This window comes from Sphingomonas faeni, from assembly GCF_003053745.1.
Classification (GTDB): domain Bacteria; phylum Pseudomonadota; class Alphaproteobacteria; order Sphingomonadales; family Sphingomonadaceae; genus Sphingomonas; species Sphingomonas faeni.
Genome location: NZ_QAYE01000004.1, coordinates 298,599 through 312,135 on the forward strand (window position 1 = coordinate 298,599; position 13,537 = coordinate 312,135).

General features: G+C 66.4%; 17 protein-coding genes. 3 read left to right on the plus strand and 14 right to left on the minus strand.

Features of this window, described 5'->3' with window-relative positions:
• Positions 1 to 5: 5 nt before the first annotated feature.
• The 3 genes from C8J25_RS09775 to C8J25_RS09785 form a co-directional block, all read right to left on the minus strand.
• Entirely contained in the window at positions 6 to 281 is a 276-nt protein-coding gene (locus C8J25_RS09775; protein ID WP_056487822.1) for a FeoA family protein, read from the minus strand.
• 128 nt (positions 282 to 409) lie between these two features.
• A complete protein-coding gene (locus C8J25_RS09780) occupies positions 410 to 1,063 on the minus strand; it encodes a COQ9 family protein (protein WP_107954243.1) in 654 nt (217 codons plus the stop codon).
• Positions 1,060 to 1,995, minus strand: a complete 936-nt coding sequence (locus C8J25_RS09785) for a DMT family transporter (protein WP_107954244.1) — start codon at positions 1,993 to 1,995, stop codon at positions 1,060 to 1,062. The genes C8J25_RS09780 and C8J25_RS09785 overlap by 4 nt, the downstream gene beginning before the upstream one ends.
• Before the next feature lie 123 nt (positions 1,996 to 2,118).
• Here C8J25_RS09785 and C8J25_RS09790 point away from each other — a divergent pair, with 123 nt between their 5' ends.
• Positions 2,119 to 3,207, plus strand: a complete 1,089-nt coding sequence (locus C8J25_RS09790) for an alkene reductase (RefSeq protein ID WP_107954245.1) — start codon at positions 2,119 to 2,121, stop codon at positions 3,205 to 3,207.
• Positions 3,208 to 3,427: 220 nt separating this feature from the next.
• Positions 3,428 to 3,922 (plus strand): hypothetical protein, encoded by a 495-nt coding sequence (locus C8J25_RS09795; RefSeq protein WP_244186936.1) that lies wholly within the window; start codon positions 3,428 to 3,430, stop codon positions 3,920 to 3,922.
• Positions 3,923 to 3,925: 3 nt separating this feature from the next.
• Here the strand turns inward: C8J25_RS09795 and C8J25_RS09800 are convergent, their stop codons facing one another.
• The 11 genes from C8J25_RS09800 to gltX all read right to left on the minus strand — a co-directional run bounded on the left by C8J25_RS09800 (position 3,926) and on the right by gltX (position 12,482).
• Positions 3,926 to 4,300 carry a hypothetical protein gene (locus C8J25_RS09800; protein ID WP_107954246.1) on the minus strand — a complete coding sequence of 125 codons (375 nt, stop codon included), beginning with the start codon at positions 4,298 to 4,300 and terminating at the stop codon, positions 3,926 to 3,928.
• 160 nt (positions 4,301 to 4,460) lie between these two features.
• Positions 4,461 to 5,276 carry a DUF1206 domain-containing protein gene (locus C8J25_RS09805; RefSeq protein WP_107954247.1) on the minus strand — a complete coding sequence of 272 codons (816 nt, stop codon included), beginning with the start codon at positions 5,274 to 5,276 and terminating at the stop codon, positions 4,461 to 4,463.
• A 417-nt stretch (positions 5,277 to 5,693) separates the two neighbouring features.
• On the minus strand, positions 5,694 to 5,924 hold the full coding sequence (locus C8J25_RS09810) for a DUF4169 family protein (protein WP_341871533.1): 231 nt from the start codon (positions 5,922 to 5,924) through the stop codon (positions 5,694 to 5,696).
• On the minus strand, positions 5,884 to 6,429 hold the full coding sequence (locus tag C8J25_RS09815) for a GNAT family N-acetyltransferase (protein ID WP_107954248.1): 546 nt from the start codon (positions 6,427 to 6,429) through the stop codon (positions 5,884 to 5,886). The genes C8J25_RS09810 and C8J25_RS09815 overlap by 41 nt, the downstream gene beginning before the upstream one ends.
• Positions 6,426 to 6,848 (minus strand): 6,7-dimethyl-8-ribityllumazine synthase, encoded by a 423-nt coding sequence (gene ribH, locus C8J25_RS09820; RefSeq protein ID WP_107954249.1) that lies wholly within the window; start codon positions 6,846 to 6,848, stop codon positions 6,426 to 6,428. Before ribH ends, C8J25_RS09815 begins: the two co-directional genes overlap by 4 nt.
• Entirely contained in the window at positions 6,848 to 8,002 is a 1,155-nt protein-coding gene (ribB, locus tag C8J25_RS09825) for a 3,4-dihydroxy-2-butanone-4-phosphate synthase (protein ID WP_107954250.1), read from the minus strand. The genes ribH and ribB overlap by 1 nt, the downstream gene beginning before the upstream one ends.
• Positions 7,986 to 8,597: a riboflavin synthase gene (locus tag C8J25_RS09830; protein ID WP_107954251.1), complete on the minus strand. Its 612-nt coding sequence runs from the start codon at positions 8,595 to 8,597 to the stop codon at positions 7,986 to 7,988. The genes ribB and C8J25_RS09830 overlap by 17 nt, the downstream gene beginning before the upstream one ends.
• Positions 8,597 to 9,556, minus strand: coding sequence for a bifunctional diaminohydroxyphosphoribosylaminopyrimidine deaminase/5-amino-6-(5-phosphoribosylamino)uracil reductase RibD (gene ribD, locus C8J25_RS09835; RefSeq protein WP_208622561.1), 960 nt, complete (start codon positions 9,554 to 9,556; stop codon positions 8,597 to 8,599). The genes C8J25_RS09830 and ribD overlap by 1 nt, the downstream gene beginning before the upstream one ends.
• Before the next feature lie 20 nt (positions 9,557 to 9,576).
• The gene (locus C8J25_RS09840) at positions 9,577 to 9,924 is read right to left on the minus strand and encodes a hypothetical protein (RefSeq protein WP_056487857.1); all 348 of its coding nucleotides are present in this window, start codon (positions 9,922 to 9,924) and stop codon (positions 9,577 to 9,579) included.
• Positions 9,925 to 9,979: 55 nt separating this feature from the next.
• Entirely contained in the window at positions 9,980 to 10,645 is a 666-nt protein-coding gene (locus C8J25_RS09845; protein ID WP_107954252.1) for a TonB family protein, read from the minus strand.
• Positions 10,646 to 11,150: 505 nt separating this feature from the next.
• Complete coding sequence (gene gltX / locus C8J25_RS09850; protein WP_107954253.1) at positions 11,151 to 12,482, minus strand: glutamate--tRNA ligase; 1,332 nt, start codon at positions 12,480 to 12,482, stop codon at positions 11,151 to 11,153.
• A 97-nt stretch (positions 12,483 to 12,579) separates the two neighbouring features.
• Here gltX and C8J25_RS09855 point away from each other — a divergent pair, with 97 nt between their 5' ends.
• Positions 12,580 to 13,518: a ribose-phosphate pyrophosphokinase gene (locus tag C8J25_RS09855; protein WP_056064113.1), complete on the plus strand. Its 939-nt coding sequence runs from the start codon at positions 12,580 to 12,582 to the stop codon at positions 13,516 to 13,518.
• The last annotated feature ends 19 nt before the right edge of the window (positions 13,519 to 13,537 follow it).

Below are 13,537 nucleotides of genomic sequence, written 5' to 3' on the forward strand. Positions count from 1 at the left end.
TGGGATTATTCAGCCGCGGCAGGCATTGGCGAAACGTGGATCGCGCCAGCAACCGCGCGGCGAAGCGCAACCGTCATCCGGCCGATGCGGCAGGCGATCGGGCCCTGGCCCAGCGTCGCGCGGTGCAAAACCTCGACATCGACACCTTCGTCGAAGCCCAGTTCGCGCAGTCGGCGCGCCTCGGGATCGGCAAGTCGCGCCCATTCGATCGCGGCAACGATGCCATGCTGCTTGCGAGGCAGCGTTTCGAGGCTGACGGAACGATCGGGGCGAGTGTCCATGATGCGACTGATTATCAGTAACGCCCGGGGAAGGGAAGCCCTAACCGTCTTGGGTTACAACCGCCTCGACGTCTCGCCATCCGGATGAAAGTCAGGATACAGAGACACTTAGCCGTTTGTTGGTGGCTTCAGGCAGTCGGATAACGCAGGCGGCCAACGAATCGCGACAGGCTGAAGCCGTGTTCGGTGCGCTTGAGGAACCCCGCCTTGGCCTTCTCGAACTGCATGATCCCGTTGATCCGCCGGCCAAGGAACGCGCGCGTTTCGGCCAGACCTTCGCTTTCGTCGTCGAGAAACACCGTGATCGTCGATGCGTACACGCCGAGCAGGATCGTCCGCTTGGTGTAGTAGTTATAGTCCGTCGCGATATCGCCGGCCGCGTGCCAGATCGTGTCGACCGTCCGCCAGCCGAGCCGCGTCGCCTTCGCCAGGTTCTGCGGAAGCGCGAGGATCGCCAGCGCGCGCCGCAGCGATTCGCGGTCTATCGACGTTGCGTCTAGCCGCGCCTCGACCAACGCTGTGATCTTCTCGCGGATCTTCATGAGCGCCAGCCGCTCGGGGGGTACCGCAGCGAGCATCACACCGTCGATATGCGCGAACCACGCGTCGATCATGTCGACCGGGCCATCCTTGAATGCCAGTGCGGCGATGTCGGTGTCGATTCCCTCGGCCTGTGCAGCCATGTCGCGCGCGGCGTCGCTCCAGCCGTCGAAGGCCGCGTTGGCGGCAATGCCGGGCGCCAGCAGGGCGCGGATTTCGTCGAGCGTAAGGTCCTGGGTCATACCGTCTCCTGCCGTTCAAAATCAGGCGTATCAAGCGCGTCTTCAAGGGGGACTTCCGGGGGAGGTCCCCGGCGGACGAGCACCAGCGCGACCGCCACCATCACGACGCCGACCAGATCAGCCGCGCCGAGCCGCTCGCCATACACCAGCCAGCCGACCACGCCGGCGACCACCGGCTGGATCAGCAACGCGATCCCGATCACCAGCGGCGAGAAGCGGCCGAGCGCATAGATCATCAGCCCCTGGCCGAGCACCTGGCTGCACAAGGCAAGCCCGATCAGCGGCCCCCAATGCGTTGGCATCACCCGCTCGCCCATCGCCAGCGCGAACACGAGCAGCGGCACGATCCCCGCCAGCGTCGACAGGGTCAGCGCGGACAGCGGCGCAAGCGTCGCCCGCGCGCGCGCCATCAGGATGAAATAGACGGTATAAAGCAGCCCCGCGAGGATGCAGAGCAGATCGCCCACGAGGTTCTTCGCATCGAGCTGATACGACCGCCCGAGCAACAGCGCAGCGCCCGTCGCCGCCAGTACCAGCGCCCAGCCCTGAGTCCGCGTCGGCCACGTCTTCGCGATCAGGAAGCCGTAGATCGGAAAGATCAGCGTCGCGGCATTGCCGAACAGCGTCGCATTGGCGAGCGTCGTGCGCCGGATGCCGAGATGCCACGCACCGAGATCGGCCGCGAAGCACACGCCGCCGACGATCAACCCGATCCACACGCCGCGGCTCAACCGGGTCGGCCGCGCGCCCTGCTGGACCGCGAGCGCGATCAGGAACGGCACGGCGAGCGTGAGCCGCCAGAACCCCGCCGCCACCGGCCCGACCTCGGTAGCGCGGACGAACCACGGCCCGAACGCCAGCGCGACGTTCGCCACGACGAGCGCCGCGAAGGCGATAAGTCCCGGCGCGGCAACACTTTGCGCGGTTGGCATAAAACCGGCCGGCGTCAAACCGTGCGGCGTATCGGGCACGCTAGATAATCTTTGCGGGTCGGGGCGATGCATGCCGCCCTGTAGCCTCCTATCTTCCGCCCGTCAGGCCAATAAGGAGCCCCCATGCCTAGCCTTTTCGATCCGATTACCCTTGGTGCCGTCGACGCGCCGAACCGCATCATCATGGCGCCGCTCACCCGCGGGCGTGCCGACAGGGATGCGGTGCCGTCCGACATCATGGTCGAATATTACACGCAGCGTGCGAGCGCCGGCCTGATCATCTCGGAAGCCACCGGCATCAGCCGCGAAGGGCTAGGCTGGCCGTTCGCGCCGGGCCTGTGGACCGACGCGCAGGTCGCCGCCTGGAAGCCCGTCACCGACTCGGTCCACGCCGCTGGCGGCCGGATCGTCGCACAGCTGTGGCACATGGGTCGCCAGGGCCATTCGTCGGTCTACGAGACGCAGCCCGTGTCGTCGTCGGCCACCGCGACCGAAGGCCAGGCGCATACGTTCGAGGGCAAAAAGGATTTCGAGGTCGCGCGTCCGCTCGAGACCAACGAGATTCCGCGCCTGCTGAACGACTATGAGTTGGCAACGAAGAACGCACTCGCGGCCGGCTTCGACGGCGTGCAGATCCACGCGGCGAACGGCTATCTGATCGACCAGTTCCTGCGCGACAACGCGAACTTCCGCACCGACGAATATGGTGGCGGAATCGAGAACCGCGTCCGCCTGCTCCGTGAAGTCGCCGAGCGCGTCATCTCGGTCGCAGGGGCTGACCGCGTCAGCGTCCGCCTGTCGCCCAACGGCGATTCGCAGGGCGTCGACGACAGCAAGCCCGAGGCGCTGTTCACCGCCGCGGCGAAGGCGCTGTCCGACCTCGGCATCGCGTTCCTCGAACTGCGCGAGCCCGGCCCCGACGGCACCTTCGGCAAGACCGACGTACCCAAGCTCAGCCCAGCGATCCGCAAGGTGTTCAACGGCGTGCTGATCGTGAACTCGGACTACACGACGGTCGAGGAGGCGCAGGCCGAGCTCGATTCGGGCAATGCCGACGCGATCACCTTCGGTCGCACGTTCATCGCGAACCCGGATCTTCCCGAACGCCTGCGCACGGGTGCACCGCTTGCGAAGGACGATGCGAAAACGTGGTATAGCCAGGGCCCCGAGGGCTACATCGACTACCCCGCGCTCGAGACTGCCAACGCCTGAGCTTGATCCTCCCCCGCAAGGGGGAGGTGGCAGGCGCCAGCCTGACGGAGGGGGAGGCACGCGCGAACAGTGGTTCCGTGTCCTCCCCCTCCGTCACCTTCGGCGACACCTCCCCCTGGCGGAGGAGGATCGCGAAGGGCTGCCTATGGTCACCCGCGCTGCCATCGCCTAGCAGCGCGCTTCCGCGCCGCACGGCGCACCGGTGACGACAGGATATCCAATGACCGACGGCTGGCCGAGCGGCGGCAGGGGAACGGGGCCGCTCATGCCCGGCACCGCCGACCGGGCCGTAAAGCGCGCGGAGGAGCGTGCCAACGGCCGCGAGCAGCGCGCGAAGGAGCGGCTTGCCGCGTCCGAACAGCGATCCGAATCTCGTGCCGCACAACGCGATCTCCAGTCCCAGGAACGCGAACGCGCCCGCGAAATCCGGCGTATCGAAGGGGATCAGCGGATCAAGGCGCGGCTCGATGCACCGCCGACCAACGATGTCGAGGCGTTGAAGATTTCCAAACGCCGCCGCTCGGGCGCGCTCGCGCGCAGCGGCGAGGAATCGAAGACCGACCGCGACACCCGTAGCTACAAGACGATCGTCGACATCGCGCGGATCCGCACGCTCGCCGATCGCGGCGCGTCGGTGGCGGGGCTTGCCGGCGCGTTCGGCATCACGATCGAAGAGGTCGAGGCGGCTTTGCTGGAAACGGCCCCGCAGGACTAGGAGTCAGGTGGCGGTACGATCCCCGGCCAGCCACGCCTTTGCCTCGTCGATGTCGAGAAACGTCCGGCAATTCTCGGCCTTCAGATAGCGTTCGGTCTGGAGCTTGGCCAGATGCGAGGCGACTACCGCAGCGATCGGCGCCGACGTCACCTTCAGCGCCTTAGGCATCATCGCCTCCAGCGCATCGACGACCTTCAACGGCTGGATCGCGGCCTTTCGCAGGTCGGCGAGCACGACGAACCGGCCGTGATACAGCCGCGCTGCCGATCCCCGAGCGAGCAGTTCCGCCGAGAACGCCGCCGTCGTCGCGACCGACCAGAATCCCTCGGTGACGATGTTGAGTGTCTTGGTCGGGACGTCGAAGCTGATCGTGTACATGACGATCTCCGTAACGTCCGCGGCTTAACGATACCCTGATGCACACGTGTTTTCTGCCGCTGGCTATCATTCTCGTTCTTCCACGAGGGCGGGAGCCCAAGTCACGAACGCCATCGTTAAACCCGCGCCTTAGCGGGGGGACATGGGAGAGAAGAAAGCTCTAATCTGTACCCGGCAGGTCGACATGGATCCGACGGAAGCGCGCCTCGACCAGGCTGTACGCACCGAACAGCGCCAGCCCGATACCGGTCAGCGCGAGCAGCCACTTGCCGCCCGGTTGCGATTGCAGCCGTTCCAGTGCCTCTGCCACGCCGCCGGCGTCGCTGGCATGTGCAGTCCAGGCGGCCAATCCGAACAGCCCGGCGACGATCAGGAACACGAGCGCCCGCGCCCCGTAGCCGATCCTCCCCATCGTGCAGACATAGCCGGGCGCAGGGGCGTCGCCACGCAGGTCGTGGATGAAGTCGCCGCGCCACGCCTTCTGCGCCTGCTGGAAGGCGGCGACCAGCACGCCGACTGCGACAGCGCCGACCAGAACCCGTCCCGCCGGTTGGTCGAGCAGCAACGCGGTCCAGTCGCGCGCGCTCTCGTCGCCGGGCGAGACGGCGGCGTCGCGCGATCCCGTCTTCATAGCGAGCTTGGCGGCGGTCCAGGCGAGGATCAGGTGCGCGATGCCGCTGACGACGTGGCCGATCCGCTTGAGGCTGCCCTTGACGTCGCTGCCGATCTGCTCGGGGTTCGCCGCCGCCTCCGTCAGTCGCCAGACCGCATAGCCGAGCAGGCCGGCGGCGACGATCGCGAGCAGTATCGGGCCGAACGCCTCGTCCGCCATCGACCCAATCGCACCCTGGTTGTCGGCGATCTTGCCACCACGCAACGCCGCGTCGACCGCGAACCAGCCGACGAGAATATACACCACCCCGCGCGCGGCGAAGCCGAGTTTGGCGAGCAACGTCGCATTCGCATCCGAAATCATGAGCGCCTCTTTGTTACGGAGGCATAACGGCGCGGCGCGCGTGACGTTCCTGTGGTGAGGCAGTTGAGGACGGTTGGGGAGCGGCTATCCCTCCCGAGCAAGCAAGATTTGTTTCCCCGCGAAGGCGGGGATCCAGTCTGGGCTCCCGCCTTCGCGGGAGAACAAGGAAGGCATCATGCCGCACAACTACCGACACGTACTTGCTCAACGGACATCGGCACCGTGGTTGTTGCGGGCGGCGCGGCCGATCTGCCTTCGGTTCCGCTGAAGCTATCACGATTTTCGCCGTTCTAGGGCGCAGACCTGATCTTCCTTCCTGTGGGGGGGGCAGGATCGTGAATCAGACGTTGGTTCGGTTTGACGCTGCAAGGGAAGGGCCCCAAGGGCGACTTCACCGTCGGAGGGGTGAGGGCGAGCTTATTCCTCGAACATGTCGGAGGTAGAATCGAGCCTCGCGCCGTCAAGCGTCCTCTCGATCCGAGTCTTCATAGTAGCGTCCGTCGCCTTCTCCGCTGCTGTCCGCCCGAACAGCCTGCGGTTCTGCTCTGCCCGCACCGAAGCCTCGTCACGAGCCCGCTGCTTCCGGACGAGTCGCAGGTTGATCACGTCACCCACGCCTTGCTCTCCGCGCGCGCCAGTCGGCAGCACTCTGACCCCAATCGTCCACCGGCAGCGATTTGAGCGGCGGGGGGAGTGTCGTTGGGCCGCGGTTGGTCGACCCGAGCCGTTGCGCGAGGGCGATCGACTCGGCGTTGTCGGGTGCGATGGTGTGGATGATGTCGGTCCAGCCGAGGACATCCACCGCATAGTCGATTGTCGCCGTCGCGGCCTCGCGCGCGAACCCGCGACCGGCGAACTGCGATGCGAGCCCCCAGCCGATTTCCGTCCCCGGCCAGTCTTCGGGCTGCCACGGACCGACGCGACCGATCCATTCGCCGGTATCGCGTAGCGTCACCGCGAACATCGAGAAGCCGCGAATGCTCCACGCGCCTGCCATTGCGCACAGACCACGCCAGGCGACGCTGCGCGACTGAACGCCGCCCAAATGGCGCATCGTGACGGGATCGGCGTGGAACGCGTACCACGCCTCGGCATCCTCCGGTCCCAAGGGCCGGAGCAACAGGCGCTCCGTGAGGAGCACCGGCGCGGTCATGCGATGAAGCGGTCCTTGAGCGCCAGCATGGCCAGCGCCGCGTTGGCTGCGCCGCCGCCCTTGTCGCCTTCGGTGGGCTTTGCACGCGTTAACGCCTGCGCCTCGTTCTCGGTGGTCAGGATGCCGTTGCCGATCGGCAGGCCGTCCATCGTCAGCTGCATGATCCCGCGTGCGCTCTCGCCCGCGACGATCTCGAAATGATAGGTCTCGCCGCGGATCACGACGCCCAGCGCGACATAGGCGTCGAACGTCTCGCTTTCCGCCGCCAGCGCGATCGCGCCGGGGACTTCGAGCGCGCCGGGCACGGTGATCGTCTCGTGCGTGTGGCCGGCGGCTTCGATCGCGGTCTTCGCACCCTCGACCAGCAGGTCGTTGAGGTGATCGTAGAACCGGGCTTCGACGATGAGGAGATGCGCCATCAGTTGCTCTTTTCCATGTTCAGGGACGCGATCGGGCGCTCGCCGACGATCGACAGGCCATAGCCGTCGAGGCCGACCAGCGTGTGATGCGTGTTGGTGATCAGCACCATGTCGTGGACGCCGAGTTCGGTCAGGATCATCGCGCCGACGCCGTAGTCGCGCAGTTCCTCCATGTCCGGGGTGATGTCCGCACCCGCCTTCTTCATCACCGCCGAGGTGAAGGTGTTGCTGCGAGGCCGGTTGATGACGACGATCACGCCTGCACCTTCGTCCGCGATCATCTGCATCGAGCGCGCGAGGATACGGCCGCGTTCGCCCGATTCGCCGAAAATGTCCGCGAACGGCGACAGTGCGTGCATGCGGACCAAAGTTGGCTTGGCGGGGTCGATCTTGCCCTTCACGAGCGCGACCTGCTCGGTGCCGGTCGCCTTGTTCCAGAACGTCAGCGCGCTCCAGTCGCCACCCCATTCGGAGGTAAACTTCGCCTCGGCGCGCTTCTCGACGAGGTGATCGTGGCGGCGGCGATACGCGATCAGGTCGCGGATCGTGCCGATCTTGACGTTGTGGAACTGCGCGAAGGTGACGAGGTCGTCCATCCGCGCCATCGTGCCGTCCTCGTTCATGATCTCGCAGATCACGCCCGAGGGATTGAGCCCGGCGAGCCGCGCGACGTCGACCGCCGCCTCGGTATGGCCGGCGCGGATCAGCACGCCGCCGTCGCGCGCGACCAGCGGGAAGACGTGGCCGGGGGTGACGATGTCCGGCTTGCCCTTTGTCGCATCGACCGCGACCGCGATCGTGCGGGCGCGATCGGCGGCCGAGATGCCCGTCGTGACGCCTTCGAGCGCCTCGATCGACACTGTGAACGCGGTCTCGTGCCGCGTGCCGTTGTTGCGGCTCATCAGTTCGAGCCCGAGTTCCTCGGTGCGATCCCTAGTCAGCGCGAGGCAGATCAGGCCGCGACCGAACTTCGCCATGAAGTTGATCTTCTCCGGCGTCGCCATCTGCGCGGGGATGACGAGGTCGCCCTCGTTCTCGCGGTCCTCGTCGTCGACCAGGATGAACATCCGGCCGTTGCGCGCCTCGTCGATAATTTCTTCCGGGCTCGACAGATAGCCGTGCTTGAGACGGGCTAATTCAGCTGGCTTTGACACGGTAATGCTCCATGCGTTGGAGATAGCGGGCGAGGACGTCGATCTCGATATTGACCGACTGCCCCATCTGGATCGTCCCGAGCGTGGTGACCGCCCAGGTATGCGGAATGATGTTGAGGCCGAATTCGACCTCCCCGTCGATGTCTTGAACGCTGTTTACCGTGAGCGAGACGCCATCGACCGTCACCGAACCTTTGGGGGCGATGAACGGCGCGATGTCGGCGCCGGCGCGGATGGTGACGCGGTGCGAGCCGCCTTCCTCCGCCAATGCGACGACGGTGCCGAGCCCGTCGACATGGCCCGTGACGATATGGCCGCCGAGTTCGTCGCCGAGCTTCATCGCGCGTTCAAGATTGAACTTGCGACCCTCGGTCCATTGGTCCTTGGCGGTACGGCTGATCGTCTCGCCCGAGACGTCGACCGCGAACCAGTTCGGGCCTTTATCCACGACCGTCAGGCAGACGCCGGAGCAAGAGATTGACGCGCCGAGATCGACGGTCGCGGTATCATAGGCGGTGCTGACGACCACGCGTGTGTCGTCTGGCGACTCCACGCTCGCGACAGTGCCGATGTCGGTGACGATTCCGGTGAACATTATGCCTCGTTTCGTTCGCGTTCGTAGACCTCGAGCCGGTCCATGCCAAGTTGCCGCGCATCGACGATCGCCCAGCGACCATGTGCTTCAGTCAGGTCGGTCAGGCCGATGTCGCGGAGTGCGGGCTTGCCGCCGCCGATCAGGATCGGCGCACGGTAGAGAAGGAGCCGGTCGACCACATCCACCGCGAGGAATGCCGACGCTACGGCCGCGCCGCCTTCGACGAGAAGGTGGTCGACACCGGGGAGGGTGGCGATGTCGCGCGGAGCGGCGATGACGGTCCAGCCGGGCAGGTCTTTGACGGTTGCGGATAAAAGCACGCGCATCGGACCGCGAGCTTCCAGCCCCGGTAGCCGCACGTCGAGTCGCGGTGCATCGGCGTCGTACGTGCCGCGACCGACGAGGATCGCTTCGTGCCGACTCCGCTCGAGATGCGCGTGAGCGCGAGCTTGTGGCCCCGTGATCCAGCGACTCGAGCCGTCCGCCATCGCGATGCAGCCGTCGAGCGATGTCGCGAGCTTCAGGGTGACATGGGGGCGGCCGAGCGCTTGGCGGGTAAGAAAGCCGGCCATCGAACGTCTGGCTTCCTTCGCGCGAACACCGCGCGTCACGGAGATGCCAGCGGCTTCCAGCCGGGCAAATCCTTGGCCCGCCGTTCGCGTATCGGGGTCTTCCAAGGCGGCAACGACACGCGCAACGCCTGCTTCGATCAGCAGGTCGCTACACGCGGGCCCACGCGGAGACCGATGCGCGCAGGGCTCCAGTGTCACGCAAGCCGTAGCTCCCCGAGCGTTCGTGCCAGCTTCAGCCAACGCCATCGCCTCGGCATGCGGTCGCCCGCTCGCCTGCGTCCAGCCCCGCCCGACGACGCGGCCCTCGCGCACGATCAGGCAGCCGACATTGGGGTTGGGCGCGGTTCGCCCTCGGCCCCGCTCGGCGAGTGCCAGCGCAGTGCCCATCCAGCGGGTATCGACTTGTGTCAGATGCCCATGGCCTTCAGCTTGTCGTCCAGCCGCTTGAACGACTCGCGCTGCGCGTCCTCGCGGGCCTTCTGCTCGGCGAGCGCCTTGGCCTTGATCGGTGCGTCGATCTTCTGCTGAGCTTCGATCTGCGCATCGGTGCGATCGGCAGGCCATTGCTCGACGTAGATGATCTTCGGGCGGTATTCCTTCTCGACGTACGAATCCTTCATGAACGCGTAGATCAGGAAGCTGGTGACGCCGAGCGCCGCCACGAGAAAGATGAGTTCGTACGGCCGGCGCTGGCTGAGGAAGAGCCGCAGGTCGCGATAGGCGACGATCGGCGTGAAGCGACTGAAAAAGCCCATGCGCGCCAAGATAGGGGGACGGAGCCGGCTAGGCCAGCCCCGCGCCCCTCAAGCTTTAGTTCTGGAGGACAAACGTCAGCGCCATCGACCGCCATGCCTCGACCGGAACGCCGTCGCGCGTCGCGGGCTTGAACCGCCACTTTGCCAGCGCGCGGTCGAGCGTCGCGCGGTAGAACGCGTCGGTGGTCGCGCTGACCCGCTCGACCTGCTTCACACGACCGTCGACACCGACCAGCACGCGGACCACGACCCGGCCCTCGCGTTCGGCGCGGCGTTCTTCGGACGGGTAGCTAGGCTGGAACTCGGCGGCATAGCGCGGGTCTATGCCGGGTTGGACGAATACCGGCGTGGGTTTCGGCGGATCGACCGCGACGGTGCCTGTTCCGGTGCCTTCGATGCCGATCGGCGGCGTGTAGGGGAGTGGATCGGGCGCGACCGCGAAGCCGTCGGTTTGCGGTATCTGCACTAGCGTAATCGGCGCGTCGGGACGCGGGGCGGGGCGCGGTTGCTGGCGGACCAGCGGATCGGCGGGCGGTACCGGCTCGGGTGGCGGCGGCGGGGTGTACGGCACATAGGTCACGAGCGGCTTGTCAGGCACGAACGGCAGCACGTTGGGCGCCGCGAAGAACAAGGCTCCGATCACTGCGCAGTTGATGCTCAGCGCGACGCCGAGGCTCCCGGGATTGAATCCGCCCGTCCGGTTCAGTCGATCCGCGTACATTACCGTCTCCTTCGCATCTCCTTGAGGATGGCGGCGAGATAGATACCGCCGTTTGCGATGGTACATCATTACATTTTGGGGGCAAGGGGAGATGGGTGGGGGGCGAGGTAAGCTAACCTTGTTTCGCCGCTCTCGGGCGATGTTTGCCGGTCGGCCCCATTGGCTCGACCAACCTTACCGTACTGCGCTGGCGGTCACATTCTTCGGCCACGTGCACCACCCCGGCGAAGGCCGGGGCCCAATTGGAAAGGTTGGAATAATGGAACGCGGCGCCCGTTCGCAACGTCCCCCAATTGGGCCCCGGCCTTCGCCGGGGTGGTGATGAGAGGGAAGGGCGGTGCTTTTGTCGAGCGCGGGCAAAGTGACCGCCGGCAAAGTATAGTCCGTTGCGGTCAATTCCACCGCAGCCCTTCCTTTCTTGTTCTCCCGCGAAGGCGGGAGCCCAGGCTGGACTCCCGCCTTCGCGGGAGAACAAGCTTTTTCCGGCGACCTTCAGGGAGCTAGATCAGCGCGCCGCCAACCGCTCCAAAGCCCGCTCCCGCCCGATCAACGGCAGCAGCGCCGCCATATCCGGCCCATGATCGCGCCCTGTCAGCGCCAGCCGCAACGGCAGGAACAAAGCCTTCCCCTTGCGCCCCGTCTCCGCTTTCAACCGAGCCGTCAGCGCGTGCCAAGGATCGCTCGACCAGTCGATCTCCCCAGCCGCCACCAGCGCCTGATCGAGATACGCCACGTCGATCTCGCCCTCACCCTCGACAGCAACCGGCCCTTCGATCACACCCCACCAGTCCGCCGCATCGGCCAGCGTCACGAGGTTCGGCCGCACCGCCTCCCACGCCGCCACATCCATGCCCGCCGGCAACCGCCCAGCCACCGCCTCGAACGGCAGCGTATGCAGGATCCGCGCGTTCAACGCCGCCAGCTCCGCCTCGTCGAACCGCGCCGGCGCGCGCCCGAACCGCGCAAAGTCGAACCCCGCGATCAACGGCGCGGCGTCGGCGATCGGTTCGACCGGGTCGCTCGTCCCGATCCGCGCGAGCAGCGCACGCACCGCCTGCGGCTCGATTCCGACCTCGCGGAAATGATCGACGCCGAGCGACCCGAGCCGCTTCGACAGCTTGCCCTCCGCACCGGTCAGCAACGCCTCGTGCGCGAACCGCGGCGGCGCGACGCCGAGCGCGGCGAACATCTGCAACTGGAGCGCGGTGTTCGACACATGATCCTCGCCGCGGACGACATGAGTCACGCCCATCTCGGCATCGTCGATCGCCGACGGCAGCATATACAGCCACGACCCGTCCGCGCGCCGGATCACCGGATCGCTCATCGTCTTCGCCTCGAAATGCGCCGCGCCGCGGATCAAATCGTCCCACGCGATCGCCGAGTCGTGATCGAGCTTGAACCGCCAATGCGGCTTCACGCCGTCCGCCTCCAGCTTCGCCCGCGCGTCGTCGTCCAACGCCAGCGCCGCGCGGTCGTAGATCGGCGGCAACCCGCGCCCGGCCTGGATCTTGCGCTTGAGGTCGAGCTCCTGCGTGGTCTCGTACGCCGGATACACGTGCCCGCTCGCGACCAGTGCCGCGAACCGCGCCTCGTACAGAGCGAACCGCGCTGACTGCCGTTCCTCCGCATCCGGCGTCATCCCGAGCCAGTCGAGATCGGCGCGGATCGCGTCGACGAACCGCTCTTCGCTGCGTTCGGGATCGGTATCGTCGATCCGCAGCACGAACTTGCCGCCATTGGCGCGCGCGAACATCCAGTTGTGGAGCGCGGTGCGGATGTTGCCGACATGCAGCCGGCCGGTGGGCGAGGGGGCGAAACGGGTGATTACGGTCATTCCGCCGCTGTACGGAGCGGCGCGGCGGCGGGCAAACCCTTCCACCAACGGGAAGCTGCGCCTAAGGGGTTCGCACTATCGAGCGGGAAATAGCTTCATGAAACTGATGACCGGCAATTCGAACCTGCCGCTGGCGCAGGAAATCTCCGCCTATCTCGAGATTCCGCTGACCGACGTCAGCGTGCGGCGGTTCGCCGACGAGGAGGTCTTCGTCGAGATCAACGAGAACGTCCGCGGCGAGGACGTGTTCGTGATCCAGTCGACCGGCTATCCCGCCAACGACAATCTCATGGAACTGCTGATCATGATCGACGCGCTCAAGCGTGCGTCGGCGCGGCGCATCACCGCGGTGATCCCGTACATGGGGTACGCTCGGCAGGACCGAAAGCCCGGCCCGCGCACGCCGATATCGGCAAAGCTGGTCGCCAATTTGATCACGGTCGCGGGCGCGAACCGCGTGTTGTCGGTCGACCTGCATGCCGGGCAGATCCAGGGCTTCTTCGATATCCCGACCGACAACCTCTACGCCGCACCGGTGATGTCCGCAGACATCCTCGCGCGGTTCAAGGGCAAGAACCTGATGGTCGTGTCGCCGGACGTCGGCGGTGTCGTCCGTGCACGCGTGCTCGCCAAGCGACTCGACAACGCCCCGCTGGCGATCGTCGACAAGCGTCGCGAGCGCGCGGGCGAGTCGGAGGTGATGAACATCATCGGCGAAGTCGAGGGGCGGTTCTGCATCCTGGTCGACGACATCGTCGATTCGGCCGGGACGCTGTGCAACGCGGCGGCGGCGCTGAAGGAAGCAGGCGCCGAGGATGTCGTGGCGTATGTCACGCACGGCGTGTTGTCGGGTGGGGCAGTGGCCCGAGTCGAGGGCTCGGAACTCCGCGAACTGGTGATCACCGATTCGATCGGGAATCACGAGGTCATCAAGGATGCGCACGGCAAGATCCGTCATCTGCAGATCGCGCCGTTGCTGGGCGAGGCGATCAAGCGGATTGCGGACGAGACGTCGGTGTCGAGCTTGTTCGATTGACGGGCGCAGGCGCGGCACC